This window comes from Enterobacter sp. MGH 38 (assembly GCF_000492855.1).
GTDB lineage: Bacteria > Pseudomonadota > Gammaproteobacteria > Enterobacterales > Enterobacteriaceae > Enterobacter > Enterobacter hormaechei_C.
In genome coordinates this window covers 1,828,428-1,845,180 of the sequence record NZ_KI535607.1, presented here as the reverse complement: position 1 = coordinate 1,845,180, position 16,753 = coordinate 1,828,428, and the positions used below count along the sequence as shown (strand labels likewise).

Below are 16,753 nucleotides of genomic sequence, written 5' to 3'. Positions count from 1 at the left end.
TGGGTAAACATTTACTGATGACTTTTTCGCTAATGGCTACGCTTTTTACGCCCGCCTCGTGGTCCGCCGATGAGTGCCAGCTCACCCTCACCCCGGTGCTGAATGACCGCCAGTTTAATCACGTAGGTGATACGGTGACGCTGGAAAGCAATTTGATGTGGGAAGTGTTGACGAAGTAAGCACCATAGGGGGCAAACCTGCCCCCCTGAAGAAAACGAAATTACTCTTGATCGCCCAGCAGAACGGATTCCAGCGCGATTTTGATCATGTCGTTGAAGGTGGTCTGACGCTCGGCAGCGGTGGTCTGCTCGTGAGTACGGATATGGTCAGACACGGTGCAAATGGTCAGCGCTTTCGCACCGAATTCAGCCGCCACGCCGTAGATACCGGCCGCTTCCATTTCCACACCCAGAATGCCGTATTTTTCCATCACGTCGAACATGTCGCCTTCTGGCGAGTAGAACAGATCGGCAGAGAACAGGTTGCCCACGCGCGCGTCAACGCCCAGCGCTTTTGCCGCGTCAACCGCGTTACGCACCATGTCAAAGTCAGCAATGGCCGCAAAGTCATGATCTTTAAAGCGAATGCGGTTGACTTTAGAGTCGGTGCACGCGCCCATGCCGATCACCACGTCACGCAGCTTAACGTCCATGCGAACCGCGCCGCAGGAGCCGACACGGATGATTTTCTTCACGCCGAAATCGGTGATCAGCTCTTTGGTGTAGATGGAGCAGGATGGGATACCCATGCCGTGACCCATCACGGAGATTTTGCGGCCTTTATAGGTACCGGTGAAGCCCAGCATGCCGCGCACGTTGTTCACTTCACGCACGTCTTCGAGGAAGGTTTCTGCAATGTGCTTCGCGCGCAGCGGGTCGCCCGGCATCAATACGACGTCAGCGAAATCACCCATTTCTGCATTAATGTGAGGAGTTGCCATCTTCAGTTCCTTTTACATTGTTGTTTTTTCCGGGTGGCGGCTGCGCCTTACCCGGCCTACATTCTGTTTTCCCTCTCCCACAGGGAGAGGGTCGGGGTGAGGGCATCAGGCCTCACCCAATCCGTTTAGAACATAGCCTTGCCATATTCCATGTCAGACGTACCAAAGTATTTCGCAATCGTCTGGCCGATGTCCGCGAAGGTTTCACGGTGACCCAGCGAGCCCGGTTTGACTTTCGGGCCGTACACCAGCACCGGAATGTGCTCACGGGTGTGGTCGGTACCGGTCCAGGTCGGGTCACAGCCATGGTCAGCGGTCAGGATCAGAATGTCATCTTCTCCCACCAGCTCCATCAGCTCTGGCAGACGGCGGTCAAACAGCTCCAGACCCGCAGCATAACCGGCGACGTCGCGACGGTGGCCCCAGGAGGAGTCGAAGTCCACGAAGTTGGTGAAGACAATGGTCTTATCGCCCGCTTCTTTCATCTCTTTGATGGTGGCGTCGAACAGCGCATCCAGACCGGTCGCTTTGACCTTTTTGGTAATGCCGCAGTTGGCGTAAATGTCCGCGATTTTACCCACGGAAACCACGTGACCGTCTTTCTCGTCGACGAGTTTTTGCAGCACGGTCGGCGCCGGTGGCTCCACAGCCAGATCGTGACGGTTGCCGGTACGCTGGAAGTTACCCGCTTTGTCGCCGATAAACGGACGCGCGATAACGCGGCCAATGTTGTAGCCGCCTTCGGTCAGCTCTTCACGGGCGATTTCGCACAACTCGTACAGTTTATCCAGGCCAAACGTCTCTTCATGGCAGGCGATCTGGAACACGGAGTCAGCAGAGGTATAGAAAATCGGCTTGCCGGTTTTCATGTGCTCTTCGCCGAGCTGGTCCAGAATCACGGTACCGGAAGAGTGGCAGTTACCGAGGTAGCCCGGCAGGTTGGCGCGCTTCACCAGCTTATCAAGCAGCTCTTGCGGGAAGCTGTTCTCGTGATCGGAGAAGTACCCCCAGTCGAACAGCACCGGCACGCCGGCGATTTCCCAGTGGCCGGACGGAGTATCTTTACCGGAAGAGAGCTCGTGCGCCCACGCGTAGGCGCCCACCACTTCCGCGTTACCGTCCATACCGGCTGCGATCTTACCGGTAGAGCCTTCATGCGCTTTTACCAGCCCCAGACGGGTCAGGTTTGGCAGGTTCAGAGGGCCTTTACGACCGTTGTCCGCTTCGCCTTTTGCACAGGCTTCCGCGATGTGACCCAGGGTATCGGAACCCACGTCACCAAATCGTTCTGCATCTTCGGTTGCGCCGATGCCGAATGAGTCCAGCACCATAATAAATGCACGTTTCATAATTGTTCTCCGTACTTAGTGCTTCATAAAAATGCGATCAGATCAGTATACCGCTATTCAGTGATACGACGATAGACCGTCGGTGTGGTTTCCGGTGCTTTATCGTCAAGAGATATTGCCGCCTTCACCGCTTTCGCCGCGTCCTGCCAGCTGACTTCATCTTTCGCGTGGATCACCGCCAGCGGACGTTGGCCGTCAACGCAGTCACCCAGACGGGCCATATCGGTAAAGCCGACGCTGTAATCAATGGTGTCCGATGCCTGACGACGACCGCCGCCCATAGACACGACAGCCATGCCGAGCGCGCGGGTATCCATAGCCGAGACAAAGCCTTCGCTGTCCGCATAGACCGCTTTGCTGAGCATCGCGGTGGGCAGGTATTTCGCGTAGTTTTCCACGAAGTCGGTCGGGCCTTTCTGCGCCGCCACCATCCGACCAAAGATCTCCGCCGCTTTGCCGTTGTCCAGCACCGCCTGAAGCTTCGCGCGCGCGTCAGCGTCGTCTTTGGCCAGCTTGCCGGAGATTAACATCTCAACGCACAGCGCCATGGTGACATCGAACAGGCGCGGGTTACGGTATTCGCCTGTGAGGAACTGCACAGCCTCGCGGACTTCAACCGCGTTACCGGCGCTGGAGGCCAGCACCTGGTTCATGTCCGTCAGCAGTGCGGTGGTGCGCACGCCCGCGCCGTTGGAAACGCCAACGATCGCTTCGGCCAGCGCCTCAGAGAGTTCATAGGTTGGCATAAACGCGCCGCTGCCCACTTTCACATCCATCACCAGCGCATCCAGACCTTCCGCCAGTTTTTTGGCAAGGATAGAGGCGGTGATCAGCGGGATGGAGTCTACAGTCGCGGTAATGTCACGCGTCGCGTAGAAACGCTTGTCAGCCGGAGCAAGAGAGCTGGTCTGGCCGATAATCGCCACGCCAACGTCTTTAATAATGTCGCGGAAGCGGTTGTCATCCGGGAAGATATCGAAGCCCGGAATGGCTTCCAGTTTGTCGAGCGTACCGCCGGTGTGGCCCAGGCCGCGCCCGGAAATCATCGGGATGTAACCCCCGCAGGCTGCCACCATCGGGCCAAGCATCAGGGAGGTCACGTCGCCCACGCCGCCGGTGGAGTGTTTGTCCACAATCGGGCCGTTGAGGTTGAGGCTTTTCCAGTCCAGAACGGTTCCTGAATCTCGCATCGCCATGGTCAGCGACACGCGCTCAGGCATCGACATATCGTGGAAGAAAATGGTCATCGCCAGAGCCGCAATCTGCCCTTCAGAGATGGTGTTATCACGAATGCCATTGATAAAGAAGCGGATTTCTTCGTCGCTTAATGCATGACCATCACGTTTTTTACGAATAATTTCTTGTGCGAGAAACACGGTAACCTCCATGCGGAATCGGGTGAATGGCGGCGGGTATGTTGACCCGCCCCACGATCCTTTAGGCCGGGTTAGCGTAGCGCCACCCGGCAATTCAACTTAGTAGCTGCTTGCGCTCTTACCGTCGCCGTGACCCAGCGCTTTCAGCAGGCTGGCCAGCAGGCTGGACGCGCCGAAGCGGTAGTGGCGGGAGTCCGCCCAGTCGGCGCCGAACAGCTCGTCGGCAATCGCCAGGAACTGCTGCGCGTCTTCTGCGGTACGCACGCCGCCTGCCGGTTTGAAGCCAACGGTTTTGGACACGCCCATATCACGGATGACTTCCATCATGATGCGTGCGCTTTCCGGGGTAGCGTTGACCGGCACTTTACCGGTAGAGGTTTTAATGAAATCCGCGCCCGCTTTGATGGAGATTTCAGACGCCTTACGAATCAGCGCCTCTTCTTTCAGCTCGCCGGTTTCAATGATCACTTTAAGCAGCACGTTTGCCGCCGCACACGCGTCTTTACAGGCTTTCACCAGGTCAAAACCGACCTGCTCGTTGCCGGCGATCAGCGCGCGGTACGGGAATACCACGTCAACTTCGTCTGCGCCGTACGCAATCGCTGCGCGGGTTTCTGCCAGCGCGATCTCGATATCGTCATTGCCGTGCGGGAAGTTAGTTACGGTGGCAATGCGCACGTCCGGCGTGCCCTGCTCTTTCAGAGTTTTGCGGGCAATCGGGATGAAGCGCGGATAGATACAGACGGCGGCGGTGTTACCCACTGGCGTTTTCGCCTGATGGCACAGGGCGATGACTTTTTCATTGGTGTCGTCATCGTTCAGGGTGGTCAGGTCCATCAGTTTCAACGCGCGCAGGCTGCTTGCAGTTAAATCGGTCATAACATTCTCCAACGGCAGTGCCGTATAAATTTTACCTTGCGGGTCTGTGAGTATTCTAACATTCACCCGCATCCACACTTCGACATTCATCACAGTTAATGAAAACTGTGTGCAAATTTGCATTACTGTAATGAGATCTGCTTCAAATTTTAGTGCGTTAATTGCTGACTAAATCGGCGATATCCCCTTTCTGATCAAAAGCGCCACCAGGCTGGCTTCCTACAATTCGTTCACTATCCGCAGAACAACCAAGGAAGTGAACATGCCCGACGCCCTGCAACAACGTTGCCAGCACATTGTGACCAGCCCGGTGTTAACCCCAGAACAAAAACGTCATTTTCTGGCGCTGGAAGCGGAGAACAATCTGCCCTATCCCGCTCTGCCAGAGGCGGCCCGCGCCGCGCTGGACGAGGGATTCATCTGCGACATGTTCGAAGGCCATGCGCCTTACAAACCGCGCTACGTGCTGCCGGACTACGCTAAATTTCTGGCTAACGGCTCAGAATGGCTGGAGCTGGAAGGGGCGAAAGATCTGGATGATGCCCTCTCGCTGCTCACTATCCTTTATCACCATGTTCCGTCCGTCACATCGATGCCGGTCTATCTGGGCCAGCTCGATGAAATACTCAGCCCCTATGTTAAAATTCTAACACAGGATGAAATCGATAGCCGAATAAAACGTTTCTGGCGTTACCTGGACAGAACCCTGCCCGATGCGTTTATGCATGCCAATATCGGCCCGGCGGATACGCCTGTCACCCGAGCCATCCTTCGCGCGGATGCAGAACTAAAGCAGGTTGCGCCGAACCTGACCTTTATCTACGACCCGGATGTAACCCCCAGCGATCTGCTGCTGAGCGTGGCGAAAAACATTTGTGAATGTAGTAAGCCGCATATTTCTAATGGCCCGGTGAATGATAAAATTTTCACAAAAGGTCGCTATGGCGTGGTGAGCTGTTACAACTCCCTGCCGCTGGCGGGCGGCGGCAGCACGCTGGTGCGCCTAAACCTGAAAGCGATTGCGGAACACAGCCGCTCACCGGAAGACTTTTTCACCCGTACCCTTCCTCACTACTGCCAGCAACAAATCGCGATCATTAATGCGCGCTGCGATTTTTTATATGAACAATCCGGCTTCTTTGAGAATAGCTTCCTGGTGAAAGAGGGGCTGATTGATGCCGATCGCTTTGTGCCGATGTTTGGCATGTACGGTCTGGCCGAAGCGGTGAACGTGCTGTGCGAGAAAGCAGGCATTACGGGACGTTACGGTAAGAACGAACAGGCCAATGCGCTGGGCTACCGCATCAGTGAACAGCTTGCGGCGTTTGTCGAAAACACGCCGGTGAAATACGGCTGGAAGCAGCGCGCGATGCTTCATGCGCAGTCGGGGATCAGCTCTGACTCGGGCACCACGCCGGGCGCGCGCCTGCCCTACGGCGACGAGCCGGATCCCATCAGCCACCTGCTGGCCGTTGCGCCGCACCACAAGCACTACGCTTCCGGGATCAGCGACATTCTGACGCTGGATGAAACGGTAAAACGTAACCCGCAGGCAGTGGTCCAGCTCTGTCTCGGCGCGTTCAGGGCGGGGATGCGCGAGTTTACCGCCAACGTTGCGGGTAACGATCTCGTGCGCGTTACCGGCTATATGGTGCGGTTATCGGATCTGGAGAAGTACCGGGAAGCCGGATCGCGCACCAACACCACCTGGCTCGGCGAGGAGGCCGCGCGCAATACCCGTATTCTGGAACGTCAGCCGCGCGTGATAAGTCATGAACAGCAGATGCGCTTTAGTTAGTCAGGTCATACCCTTCTCCTGCGTGGACGGGCCGGGCAGCCGCCTGGCGTTGTTCCTCCAGGGCTGTAACCTGCGCTGCAAAACCTGCCACAACCCGTGGACGATAGGGCGCTGCAACGACTGCGGCGACTGTGTACCCCACTGTCCGCATGATGCGCTGACGATTCAGGCCGGGCGCGTCTGGTGGCAGGAGAGTCACTGTCAGCAGTGCGACACCTGTCTGCACCTGTGTCAGCAGCAGGCGACGCCGATGGCGCAGCGCTATAGCGTCGAGGAGATCCTCTCCCGGGTGCTCACGTCCGCGCCGTTTATTGAGGGCGTGACCGTCAGCGGGGGTGAGGCCACCACGCAGCTGCCGTTTTTGGTTGCGCTTTTCACCGCGATCAAAGCCGATCCGTCCCTGCGCCATCTGACGTGCCTGGTGGACAGCAACGGCCTGTTAAGCGAAACCGGCTGGCAAAAGCTGTTTCCGGTGTTTGACGGCGCGATGGTGGATCTGAAAGCCTGGGGCAATGAACATCACCGTTTTCTGACCGGGCGCGAAAACACGCTGATCAAGCAGAGCATCCGCTGGCTGGCCGATCGTCATCGCCTGACGGAGCTGCGCCTGCTGGTGATCCCCGATCGGTGTGATTATCTGCAACATCTGCCATCGCTGACCGCTTTTATCCACACGTTGGGGAACGTTCCGGTGCGGATCAACGCGTTTCATGCCCATGGGGTTTACGGGGAGGCGGCGAGATGGCGGAGCGCCACGCCGGAGGACATCGAGCCGCTGGCGCAGGCCCTGGAACGGCAGCAGATCACGGTGATCCGCCCGGCCCTTTATCTATAGCGTGATGCCGAAGACCGCTCGGGTATTTTCCAGCAGCGCGCTGGCAATCACATCTTCAGGCTCCTGACGCAACTCACACAGCACATCAAAAACGCGCGCCGCCTGCTCCGGACGGTTAGGCTGGCCCTGAAAACCATTCAGCGGCATGTCAGGCGCATCCGTTTCCAGCAGGAGCGAGGTCAGCGGGAGCTGTGCCATCACATCACGGGTTTTGCTGGCACGCGGATAGGTAATGGTGCCACCGACGCCAATTTTATAGCCCAGCTCGATAAAACGCTGCGCCTGCTGAAGGCTTCCAGCGAAACCATGGACCACGCCCCTGCGCGGCACGTCGATGCGCTTCAGGTGCATCGCCAGTTTGTCATGGGTACGTCTGGAGTGGAGGATCACCGGCAGATCGTGGCGCTTTGCCAACCGGAGCTGCGCGTCCAGAATCGTCTGCTGGCGTTCAAACTGCGGATCTTCACGATAGAGATCGAGGCCGATCTCACCGATGGCAACCAGCTTCATATCCGCGTTTTGCAGCGTGGCATTCAGCCTGTCGAGATGGTCATCAAGATGGTGCTCAATAACGATCGGATGCAAACCCAACGCGGCATACAGCGCATCGTGCCCCCGGGCAAGCGCCAGAACTTTGTCGAATCTCGCCGCTTCAATAGCGGGCACAATAATGGCTCTCACACCGGCCTCAGCCGCACGCGCAAGACTGGATGTTTCCTCCCCGCTAAACGGCGGGAAATCAAAGTGGCAATGGGTATCGATAAAGCAGTGCGTCATGCCAGATCCTCGTTATCGAGTAAGCCATCGTTGGCCTGCGGCGCGTCCACCAGCGGCATCGCCACCGCGTCATTGGCCACAACGGCAGGCGGCAAAATGATGCTTTTATGCCGATGAAGAGGCGGTTGCTCGGCCAGCATTTTCCCGACGGTCGCCAGGAAGTAACGCCCGCACAGCCGCCCCGTTTTGTAATCCATACGCAACGCAGGCAGCCGACTGCCCAGCGCCATGCTCAACAGCGGCTTCGGCGGATAAATTTCAAAGATGCGCAGCTTGCCCGGTGGTTTTTCAATAAAACGCTGCATCGCGCCGTAGGTGGTTTCATGCTGCTTCGCGATATTCACCAGCGGTTGCAGGCTGCTGTCGCCCAGCCAGCGTTCCATCCGCTTAAACCACTGTGGGGTGTAATACATCTGCGAAGGCACCGTGCGGATCACCACAATGGTTTTTGCCCCGCGCCGCGCCGCCTCCTGTACCGGCACTGCGTCGCTGATACCACCGTCAAGATAGCTTATCCCCTCCAGCAACGCGCCGGTGCGGTAGAATCCCGGGATCGCGCTGGATGCGCGGATGATATCCAGCCAGTTCTCTTTCTGCGGCGAAAAGTAACCCGGCGAATAGTCATCGCCACGGCTGGCGCACATCCAGAACTCTTTGCCGGTATCGAACAGTCGTGACGCGGTATCCATGGCCAGCGGCATCTGGCTGGAGGTGGCATCCAGTAACCAGTCGAGATCGATCAGGTTCCCGCCGCGCACGAAGCGTACCGGATTGAAGAATTCTTTCGAGGTGGTATAGCGCATAATCACTTTGCGCGCATAGCCGGGCTGGTTGCAGACATAGGCGGAGAGGTTCTGCGCCCCGGCAGAGGTACCGAAATAGAGATCGAACGGGTTGAATTGCGCGCGCATAAATTCGTCGAGCACGCCGGCGGTAAAAATACCGCGCTGCCCGCCCCCTTCACAGACCAGCGCAAGCTGGCCTGCATGAAACGGTTTTAACGTCAGCGGCGCAATATTGCCGAGCGTAACGGGAATTCGTTGCCCCACCTCTGCCTTCCTGTTTTCATTATTGTGATGAGACACAGTAACGCACTTCCCCGGTGGTTCTCAAACGAGAAAAAGCCAGTCACGAGGACTGGCTTGAGTTTGTTTAGTAAATATTGCGTTTGCTACGGGCGACGTCGACCAGTAAACAGGCTGACCAGGAACAGAATAATACCGACGACGAAGACAATTTTCGCTGCCCATGCCGCGGTACCCGCCAGTCCACCAAAGCCCAATGCGGCGGCAATTAACGCGATAACCAGAAATATAATGCCCCAACGAAACATAAGCCTCTCCTTTACCATAGTTAATGTCGGCCGCTAAACGTGAGCGCTCAGGTCACTCACCGGCTTTTCCAGAATCGTTTTTATTTCGCCCGCGGTTTTCAGCCTGACGGGCGAATGGTACTGCTTTACTTCGTTTTCAGATCGTTTTTGACGCTTTTCACACCATCAATCGCTTTCGCAATTGACTCGGCACGATCGCTTTGTGCCTGATTCTCAACCGTACCGGACAGCTGGACCACACCATCGGTGGTTTCAACTTTCACCATACGGGATGGCACGATGTCGTCAGCTAACAGTTTAGCTTTGATTTCGCTGGTAGTTGCTGCATCTCCGGCATAGCCCTTCACGGACGATTCTTTGCTGTCACGTACGTGCAGTTTGTCGCTGACGGAGCTTACGCCCTCAACGCCTTTCGCCACTTTAACGGCTTCTTCGGCCTGGGTCTGGCTTTCAACGAAACCGCTCAGGGTAACAACCTTGTTGTCGGTTTTTACAGAAATATCGGTGCTCTTAATGGAGTCGTGATCCACCAATGCGGCTTTCACTTTTGCTGTGATTGAGCTGTCATCCATGAAATTACCGACTTTATTCATAGAGCTATCGATTTTTTCCCCTGCAGTATTGGCGGAACTTTGCGCTTTATCCATAGTGCTGGATTCCGCCAGAGCAGAACCGCTTACCAGGACACTACCCAACGTTACAGCCAGCAGAGTTTTAGAAATCTTCAGTCTTGTCATATTCATCGATTTATTCCTGTGTTTTGCCCGTTATTTGGGCGACATACTTCCCTAAATCTTGGTTTTATATATTGCGAATTAACACCGGGGCAAAATGGAGAACCAATGGACATGCATTGAACAGTTAATTCATCCACGCCCGGTGCTAAACACTGAGTTAAATATAGATCACAATCAGAGGGGTGCATTCAGAATTGGGGAAAAAACGAACGAATAGCGAAAAATTGCGGTGAATTAAGAACATTCCGCAAGGGTTTAATAACACAGGAATTAAAGAAGAGCACGGCGGCTGCCGTGCTCTGAGAGGGAATTAATGCTCGCGCGTTTTGCGGAACTGAACATCAGGATAACGTTCCTGCGTCAGGTTCAGGTTAACCATGGTCGGGGCGATATAGGTCAGGTTATCGCCACCGTCCAGCGCCAGCTGAACTTCGTTCTTACGTTTAAATTCTTCGAATTTCTTCACGTCTGAACATTCAACCCAGCGGGCGGTCGCCACGTTCACCGATTCGTAAATCGCTTCCACGTTGTACTCGCTCTTAAGACGGGCAACCACCACGTCAAACTGGAGCACACCCACCGCGCCCACGATCAGATCGTTGTTAGCAATAGGGCGGAACACCTGTACAGCCCCCTCTTCGGAAAGCTGGACCAGGCCTTTCAGCAGTTGCTTCTGCTTCAGCGGATCGCGCAGGCGAATGCGGCGGAACAGTTCTGGCGCGAAGTTCGGGATACCGGTGAACTTCATCATCTCGCCCTGCGTGAAGGTATCGCCAATCTGAATGGTACCGTGGTTGTGTAAACCAATGATGTCACCCGGATAGGCTTCTTCTACATGCGAACGGTCGCCTGCCATGAAGGTCAGCGCGTCGGAGATCACCACGTCTTTACCGATACGGACCTGACGCAGCTTCATGCCCTTCTCGTACTTACCGGAGACCACGCGCATAAAGGCAACGCGGTCGCGGTGTTTCGGGTCCATGTTGGCCTGAATTTTAAAGACGAAGCCGGAGAACTTCTCTTCCTTTGCTTCTACTTCGCGGGTGTCGGTTTTACGCGGCATTGGCTGCGGGGCCCACTCCACCAGACCGTCGAGCATATGGTCAACGCCGAAGTTGCCGAGGGCGGTACCGAAGAAGACCGGGGTAATTTCACCGCTCAGGAACAGCTCTCGGTCGAACTCGTGCGACGCGCCTTTAACCAGCTCCAGCTCATCGCGCAGCTGCGCGGCCAGCTCTTCACCGACCGCTGCGTCCAGATCCGGGTTGTCCAGACCTTTCACGATGCGCACTTCCTGAATGGTGTGACCCTTACCGGTCTGGTACAGGTAGGTTTCGTCTTTATAGAGGTGGTAAACCCCTTTGAACAGCTTGCCGCAGCCAATCGGCCAGGTGATTGGCGCGCAGGCAATCTTCAGCTCGTTTTCCACTTCATCCATCAGCTCCATCGGATCACGGATGTCACGGTCGAGTTTGTTCATAAAGGTGAGGATCGGCGTATCGCGCAGACGGGTGACTTCCATCAGCTTGCGGGTACGATCTTCAACACCTTTCGCGGCGTCGATCACCATCAGGCAGCAGTCCACCGCCGTCAGGGTACGGTAGGTATCTTCGGAGAAGTCTTCGTGCCCCGGGGTGTCCAGCAGGTTCACCAGACAGTCGTGATACGGGAACTGCATCACGGAGGTGGTAATCGAAATACCACGCTGCTTTTCCATCTCCATCCAGTCGGATTTAGCATGCTGGCTGGAGCCACGGCCTTTAACGGTACCCGCGGTCTGGATCGCCTGTCCGAACAGCAACACCTTCTCGGTGATGGTCGTTTTACCGGCATCCGGGTGCGAGATAATGGCAAAAGTGCGGCGTTTGGCCACCTCTTGCAGATAAGGAGACAACGTCATAATCAATTCTTCTTAGGTAAGCGCGGCAGCAGGCCGCGCATCATGGAATACGAAAAATGCGGCTATTTTACCCATCAACAGGGGGCAGGCAATCATTGTTTACACAGGAGCTGCTCCAGTTCGTTCAATGACGTAACGGTCCAGGTCGGCTCGATGCCTTCCGGCAGCATGCGGCCATGCGCATTCAGCCAGACGGTCGACAGGCCCGATCTCATACCTCCCAGAATATCAGATTCTGCCGTATCCCCCACCATCAGCACGCGATCGCGGTCAGGATTGCCCGCTTGCGCCAACGCATAATCGAAAATACGCGGATCCGGCTTCGGTACGCCCACCTCTTCGGAGATCACCAGCGCGTCGAAATGATCGCGCAGGCCGGTGCGTTCAAGGCGAATCTGCTGAAGCGCGGTAAAGCCGTTGGTAATGATCCCAAGCTTCACCTTCCCTTTCAGCGAATCCAGCAAAGAAACGGCGCCGGGCAGCGGCGCGCAGATATCCGCCATCGCATTCAGGAAGGCCTCGTTCAGCACCCCAGGACTCACGTTTAACCGTTCAGCCCACACGTCAAAACGCTGATGCTGAAGCTGTAACGCGGTGATGGCTCCGTTCTGGTAATCCACCCACAGCGGTTTGTTCACCGCCTGATAGTCCTGAAAATCTTCCGCGGTGAACGTCACGCTATAGTCGAGAAACATCCGCTGTAGGCCGCCGAACGAGTCAAACGTAAACAGCGTTTCGTCGGCATCAAAGAAAATCCAGTCCCATTTCATCGTTACAACCTTATTTTCGTTATCCAATCGGCAGAGCCATGATAATGGCGTCTTCACGTCCCTCTGCGGTGGGGTAGTAGTTACGGCGGATAGTCGCCTCGTTGAAGCCTAAGCTTTCATAGAGCGCGATGGCGGCGACATTGGACGCGCGCACCTCCAGCCACAGGGTGAAAACGTCACGGGTTTCCAGCTCATGAATGAGGTGCTCAAGCAGTTCCCTGCCCAGCCCGCGGCGCTGGTATGCGGGATCGACCGCGATATTAAACAGTGTCGCCTCGTCCAGAACGACCTGCGTGATGGCGAACGCAGCCATCGCACCGTCAACGTCCAGGCGGAGATTTAAATAGCGTTCGCCCTGATTGCTGGCAAACGTCTTTTCGCTCCACGGAAAGGCATGGGCGCGGGTTTCAATCGCGAACGCGGTGGTCAGGTCAGCCGTCGTGAGGGAAGAAATCGTGTTCATATTCGCAAATTTGTTGCCATAGCGCGCTACGCGCTTTTGGGTTGGCTTTCAGTTCGTCCAGCGCTGGAGAACTGATCTGGCTTCCTTCAAGGGGTAGCTCATCCACCGCCCCGATTCGCCAGCTGTTACAGCGGCTGTCAGAGGGAAGCATCGCGACGCTTTCGGGCGCCAGCTGTAATACCTGATCGTGGGTCACCTTCAGGCTGCGAAGGACATCCTCAATCAGGGGCTCGTTCAGGGCAGGCGGCGCTTCTGCCACCATCACCAGGCGGACATGCGCAGGGATGGAGATGGCTATTTCGCCCCGCAACGCCGTCGGGCGACGCAAAGCCCACTGGGTGATGCCCAGTTGCTGCAACTGCCAGTCTCGTCGGGATGTCATAGCGAAAACTCCTGTCTCTCAGGCGCGCAAATATAGCAAATGTGTCGAAACTGCGCCATCTACCTACTATAATCCCCGCCTGAGTTTATTGAGGAACAATTCATGTCTGCATTTACCCCGGCAAGTGAAGTCTTGCTGCGTCACAGTGATGATTTCGAAGAGAGCCGTATTCTGTTTGCCGGAGATATGCAGGATGACCTGCCCGCACGTTTCGACTGTGCTGAAAGCCGTGCCCACACCCAGTACTATCACCACTGGCAGGTGCTGAGCCGCCAGATGGGCGAGCGCGCGCGCTTTAGCCTGGCGGCGGAGCAGAGCGATATTGCTGACTGCGATACGCTCATTTACTACTGGCCGAAAAACAAGCCGGAAGCCCAGTTCCAGCTGATGAACCTGCTTTCTCTGCTGCCGGTCGGCTGCGATATTTTTGTTGTCGGTGAAAACCGCAGCGGGGTGCGTAGCGCAGAGCAGATGCTCGAAGCCTGGGCGCCGCTGACGAAAATCGACAGCGCCCGTCGCTGCGGCCTGTACCATGGTCGTCTGGAAAAACAGACCACCTTCGATGCCGACGCCTTCTGGGACGAGTACCAGCTTGAAGGCCTGACCATTAAAACCCTGCCGGGCGTGTTCAGCCGTGATGCGCTCGATACGGGCAGTAAGCTGCTGCTGTCCACCCTGACGCCTCATACCAAGGGCAAAGTGCTGGACGTCGGCTGTGGCGCGGGCGTGCTGTCAACGGTTCTCGCCAGTCACTCACCAAAAGTGCGTTTAACCCTGTGTGACGTGAGCGCTCCGGCGGTAGAAGCCAGCCGCGCCACGCTTGCTGCGAATGGCATTGAAGGCGACGTGATTGCCAGCAACGTCTTCTCCGACGTGACCGGTCGCTTTGACATGATCATCTCTAACCCGCCGTTCCACGACGGAATGGAGACCAGCCTTGAAGCGGCGCAAACGCTGATCCGTGGCGCAACCCGTCACCTCAACAGCGGCGGTGAGCTGCGTATTGTGGCGAACGCCTTCCTCGCATACCCGAAAGTACTGGATGAAACCTTTGGCTTCCACGAAGTGATCGCCCAGACGGGTCGCTTTAAGGTCTATCGCACCGTGATGACGCGCCAGGCGAAAAAGTAACCCCCCCGGTCCGGCGATGGCTGACGCTGCCATCGCCCAATTTTGCAGCAATCAAAACAACGTGCGCAATTTTCTGTTGACGTAAAGCTGAAAACATCTAGAATGCGCCTCCGTGGTTACGATACTTTTACAGTGTCGATGGTATGCGAAGGTGGCGGAATTGGTAGACGCGCTAGCTTCAGGTGTTAGTGTCCTTACGGACGTGGGGGTTCAAGTCCCCCCCCTCGCACCATAAATCACGTTGATATTGCTCGCACTGGGCGAAGGTGGCGGAATTGGTAGACGCGCTAGCTTCAGGTGTTAGTGTCCTTAGGATGTGGGGGTTCGAGTCCCCCCCCTCGCACCAACGAGGCGATATCAAACCAGTAAGATGACTGTGCGAAGGTGGCGGAATTGGTAGACGCGCTAGCTTCAGGTGTTAGTGTCCTTACGGACGTGGGGGTTCAAGTCCCCCCCCTCGCACCAATTATCTTACATCCTCTCAGCAGTGCCTCTTCTTTTTCCCTTTTATTTCAAACTCATCAGAATCACCAGCAGTCCACTGATTAGCGCCACGCATGAAGGCAGCAGGACATAATGCCGTAACTGTTTGTGCCAGATCATCGCGGATGTCACCAGCAAGCCTGAAACAATCATTGCTTTCCAGACATCAATGGGGAGATCGGTAAACATCAGCCCACCGATAATGGAACCAGGCAGTAATATTCCCCACCCACTTCCCAGCGCTTTGCTCAACATGGTTTCACCTCTCGCACTGATAATGATAACCAGTATCATATGATAGTAATTATCACTTGTCAGCAGGCGACGTAAGAAATTGCGCCAGCAATTGCTTTCCCATAATGACAGAGAATGTGTAAGGTGATAAATTGCCCACCTGTTAACTTCCGATAAAGTTTTTCTGATAATAAAAATTCAATTTTGTAGCGACCAATATTACACGACAACACCTTGCTCATTGTTTTAATTGAGTTTTAATAAAAACGCACGCATATGACATCACAATCCTGGCTGTCTTTAGTCAACAAGAAATATCAGCTATCTTTACGTTTGTTTTTATTTCTGAACGCCGCATCAGCATTGTTCTCGGTAACAAATCCTCTCTATTCCGTGCGTGTGTTATCAGTCCCGCTCTTTGCCGTACTGACTATCAGCACAGGCTTACTTATCTGGCACTGGAAAAACAGCACGCGAAAAATAAATATCCCTGTTGTTTCAGCTATTTTTGGTCTTTTATGGGCCTGGCAGATCGTCTCTAAATTTCTGTTAATCACGCACGATCACGCGACCTATTTAATGATGGCGCTATTAACAGTGCTTTTTATAGGGTCTCTGGCGTTCGCGAGTAATATTAAAGCCTTTACGTTACATTCATTTCCCGCCTTTATATCCTGCCTGTGGCTTAGCCCGTCCGAAAACTGGCTGAGAATGGCCTATTTTTTCGCGCTGCCGGTGGTCGCCATTGGTATCCATCATGTTCTTCAGCGGCGCAATGACCGTTTCGCCCAGGAGCTGCTTTCCGAACTGCTGGAGGAGCGCGAAACCCTGACCGATCTTAGCATGATGGACCCGCTCACCGGCCTGTATAACCGTCGCGGGCTGCAAAGCCGGCTGGAGAACCTTCCCAGGCCTGACGCTGGCGAGCACTTCGTGCTGCTGATGGATATCGACCACTTCAAAGCCTACAACGACCATTACGGCCATATGATGGGCGATCAGGCCTTGATCAGGGTCTCGGCTGCGATACGCGACGCCGTGCGCTCACGCGATGTTGTCGCCCGGTTTGGCGGGGAAGAATTTATGGTGCTGTTGAGTAACATCCCGCTGGAGCAAGCGCGCCAGACGGCTGAACGCATACGTCAGAAGGTTTACGATCTTAAAATCCCCCATATGTTTAACGAAAGCGTCGCCACTAACGTGACCATCAGCATCGGCATCGCCATGTTCGAAGGTGAAGACGTTGAGGGCGCGCTGGCGAAAGCGGATAAAGCCCTCTATGAAGCCAAGCATATGGGACGTAACAGCATTCTGCTGAGCGAAGAGCTTCATAATGCCTGAAACCGCCTTCACAGCGCCAGGATAA

At 55.5% G+C, this 16,753-nt stretch carries 17 protein-coding genes, 3 tRNA genes and 1 pseudogene; 8 read left to right on the top strand and 13 right to left on the bottom strand.

Annotated features, from left to right (window positions below):
* Positions 1–80: 80 nt before the first annotated feature.
* Positions 81–179, top strand: a pseudogene (locus L384_RS22755) (hypothetical protein); the annotation flags it as partial.
* A gap of 41 nt (positions 180–220) precedes the next feature.
* On the opposite strand, the gene deoD reads toward L384_RS22755, so the two are convergent.
* The 4 genes from deoD to deoC all read right to left on the bottom strand — a co-directional run bounded on the left by deoD (position 221) and on the right by deoC (position 4,544).
* Entirely contained in the window at positions 221–940 is a 720-nt protein-coding gene (gene deoD / locus L384_RS12195) for a purine-nucleoside phosphorylase (RefSeq protein WP_022650368.1), read from the bottom strand.
* A gap of 125 nt (positions 941–1,065) precedes the next feature.
* Positions 1,066–2,289 (bottom strand): phosphopentomutase, encoded by a 1,224-nt coding sequence (deoB, locus tag L384_RS12200; RefSeq protein WP_003856540.1) that lies wholly within the window; start codon positions 2,287–2,289, stop codon positions 1,066–1,068.
* Between the two features lie 53 nt (positions 2,290–2,342).
* The gene (gene deoA, locus L384_RS12205) at positions 2,343–3,665 is read right to left on the bottom strand and encodes a thymidine phosphorylase (RefSeq protein WP_023324126.1); all 1,323 of its coding nucleotides are present in this window, start codon (positions 3,663–3,665) and stop codon (positions 2,343–2,345) included.
* A 99-nt stretch (positions 3,666–3,764) separates the two neighbouring features.
* Entirely contained in the window at positions 3,765–4,544 is a 780-nt protein-coding gene (gene deoC / locus L384_RS12210; protein WP_003856543.1) for a deoxyribose-phosphate aldolase, read from the bottom strand.
* Between the two features lie 262 nt (positions 4,545–4,806).
* Between deoC and L384_RS12215 the strand changes: the two genes are divergently transcribed.
* Both L384_RS12215 and L384_RS12220 read left to right on the top strand, forming a co-directional pair.
* Complete coding sequence (locus L384_RS12215; protein ID WP_023324125.1) at positions 4,807–6,342, top strand: YjjI family glycine radical enzyme; 1,536 nt, start codon at positions 4,807–4,809, stop codon at positions 6,340–6,342.
* Complete coding sequence (locus L384_RS12220; RefSeq protein ID WP_023324124.1) at positions 6,317–7,177, top strand: YjjW family glycine radical enzyme activase; 861 nt, start codon at positions 6,317–6,319, stop codon at positions 7,175–7,177. The genes L384_RS12215 and L384_RS12220 overlap by 26 nt, the downstream gene beginning before the upstream one ends.
* Here the strand turns inward: L384_RS12220 and L384_RS12225 are convergent.
* The 8 genes from L384_RS12225 to L384_RS12260 form a co-directional block, all read right to left on the bottom strand.
* The gene (locus L384_RS12225) at positions 7,172–7,954 is read right to left on the bottom strand and encodes a TatD family hydrolase (protein ID WP_023324123.1); all 783 of its coding nucleotides are present in this window, start codon (positions 7,952–7,954) and stop codon (positions 7,172–7,174) included. The two genes, L384_RS12220 and L384_RS12225, sit on opposite strands and share 6 nt — an antisense overlap.
* Positions 7,951–9,003: a patatin-like phospholipase family protein gene (locus L384_RS12230; RefSeq protein WP_003856550.1), complete on the bottom strand. Its 1,053-nt coding sequence runs from the start codon at positions 9,001–9,003 to the stop codon at positions 7,951–7,953. Before L384_RS12230 ends, L384_RS12225 begins: the two co-directional genes overlap by 4 nt.
* A 122-nt stretch (positions 9,004–9,125) precedes the next feature.
* Positions 9,126–9,287 carry a DUF1328 domain-containing protein gene (locus L384_RS12235; protein WP_003856556.1) on the bottom strand — a complete coding sequence of 54 codons (162 nt, stop codon included), beginning with the start codon at positions 9,285–9,287 and terminating at the stop codon, positions 9,126–9,128.
* Between the two features lie 125 nt (positions 9,288–9,412).
* Positions 9,413–10,030, bottom strand: coding sequence for a molecular chaperone OsmY (gene osmY, locus L384_RS12240; protein ID WP_003856559.1), 618 nt, complete (start codon positions 10,028–10,030; stop codon positions 9,413–9,415).
* A gap of 304 nt (positions 10,031–10,334) precedes the next feature.
* Positions 10,335–11,924, bottom strand: a complete 1,590-nt coding sequence (gene prfC / locus L384_RS12245) for a peptide chain release factor 3 (protein WP_003856562.1) — start codon at positions 11,922–11,924, stop codon at positions 10,335–10,337.
* Between the two features lie 92 nt (positions 11,925–12,016).
* Positions 12,017–12,694, bottom strand: a complete 678-nt coding sequence (yjjG, locus tag L384_RS12250) for a pyrimidine 5'-nucleotidase (RefSeq protein WP_003856564.1) — start codon at positions 12,692–12,694, stop codon at positions 12,017–12,019.
* 19 nt (positions 12,695–12,713) lie between these two features.
* The gene (rimI, locus tag L384_RS12255) at positions 12,714–13,157 is read right to left on the bottom strand and encodes a ribosomal protein S18-alanine N-acetyltransferase (RefSeq protein WP_023324122.1); all 444 of its coding nucleotides are present in this window, start codon (positions 13,155–13,157) and stop codon (positions 12,714–12,716) included.
* Positions 13,126–13,539, bottom strand: a complete 414-nt coding sequence (locus L384_RS12260) for a DNA polymerase III subunit psi (RefSeq protein WP_003856566.1) — start codon at positions 13,537–13,539, stop codon at positions 13,126–13,128. Before L384_RS12260 ends, rimI begins: the two co-directional genes overlap by 32 nt.
* 102 nt (positions 13,540–13,641) lie before the next feature.
* Here L384_RS12260 and rsmC point away from each other — a divergent pair, with 102 nt between their 5' ends.
* From rsmC to L384_RS12280, 4 genes are all read left to right on the top strand, one after another.
* Positions 13,642–14,670 carry a 16S rRNA (guanine(1207)-N(2))-methyltransferase RsmC gene (rsmC, locus tag L384_RS12265; protein ID WP_023324121.1) on the top strand — a complete coding sequence of 343 codons (1,029 nt, stop codon included), beginning with the start codon at positions 13,642–13,644 and terminating at the stop codon, positions 14,668–14,670.
* Between the two features lie 145 nt (positions 14,671–14,815).
* Positions 14,816–14,902: transfer RNA gene (locus L384_RS12270), tRNA-Leu, on the top strand.
* A 28-nt stretch (positions 14,903–14,930) separates the two neighbouring features.
* A tRNA-Leu gene (locus tag L384_RS12275) sits at positions 14,931–15,016 on the top strand.
* A 32-nt stretch (positions 15,017–15,048) separates the two neighbouring features.
* Positions 15,049–15,135, top strand: a tRNA-Leu gene (locus L384_RS12280).
* A gap of 42 nt (positions 15,136–15,177) precedes the next feature.
* Here the strand turns inward: L384_RS12280 and L384_RS12285 are convergent.
* Positions 15,178–15,447 (bottom strand): DUF1435 domain-containing protein, encoded by a 270-nt coding sequence (locus L384_RS12285; protein ID WP_032628028.1) that lies wholly within the window; start codon positions 15,445–15,447, stop codon positions 15,178–15,180.
* A 216-nt stretch (positions 15,448–15,663) separates the two neighbouring features.
* On the opposite strand from L384_RS12285, the gene L384_RS12290 reads away from it, so the two are divergent.
* Entirely contained in the window at positions 15,664–16,728 is a 1,065-nt protein-coding gene (locus L384_RS12290; protein WP_023324120.1) for a GGDEF domain-containing protein, read from the top strand.
* Positions 16,729–16,753: the final 25 nt, after the last annotated feature.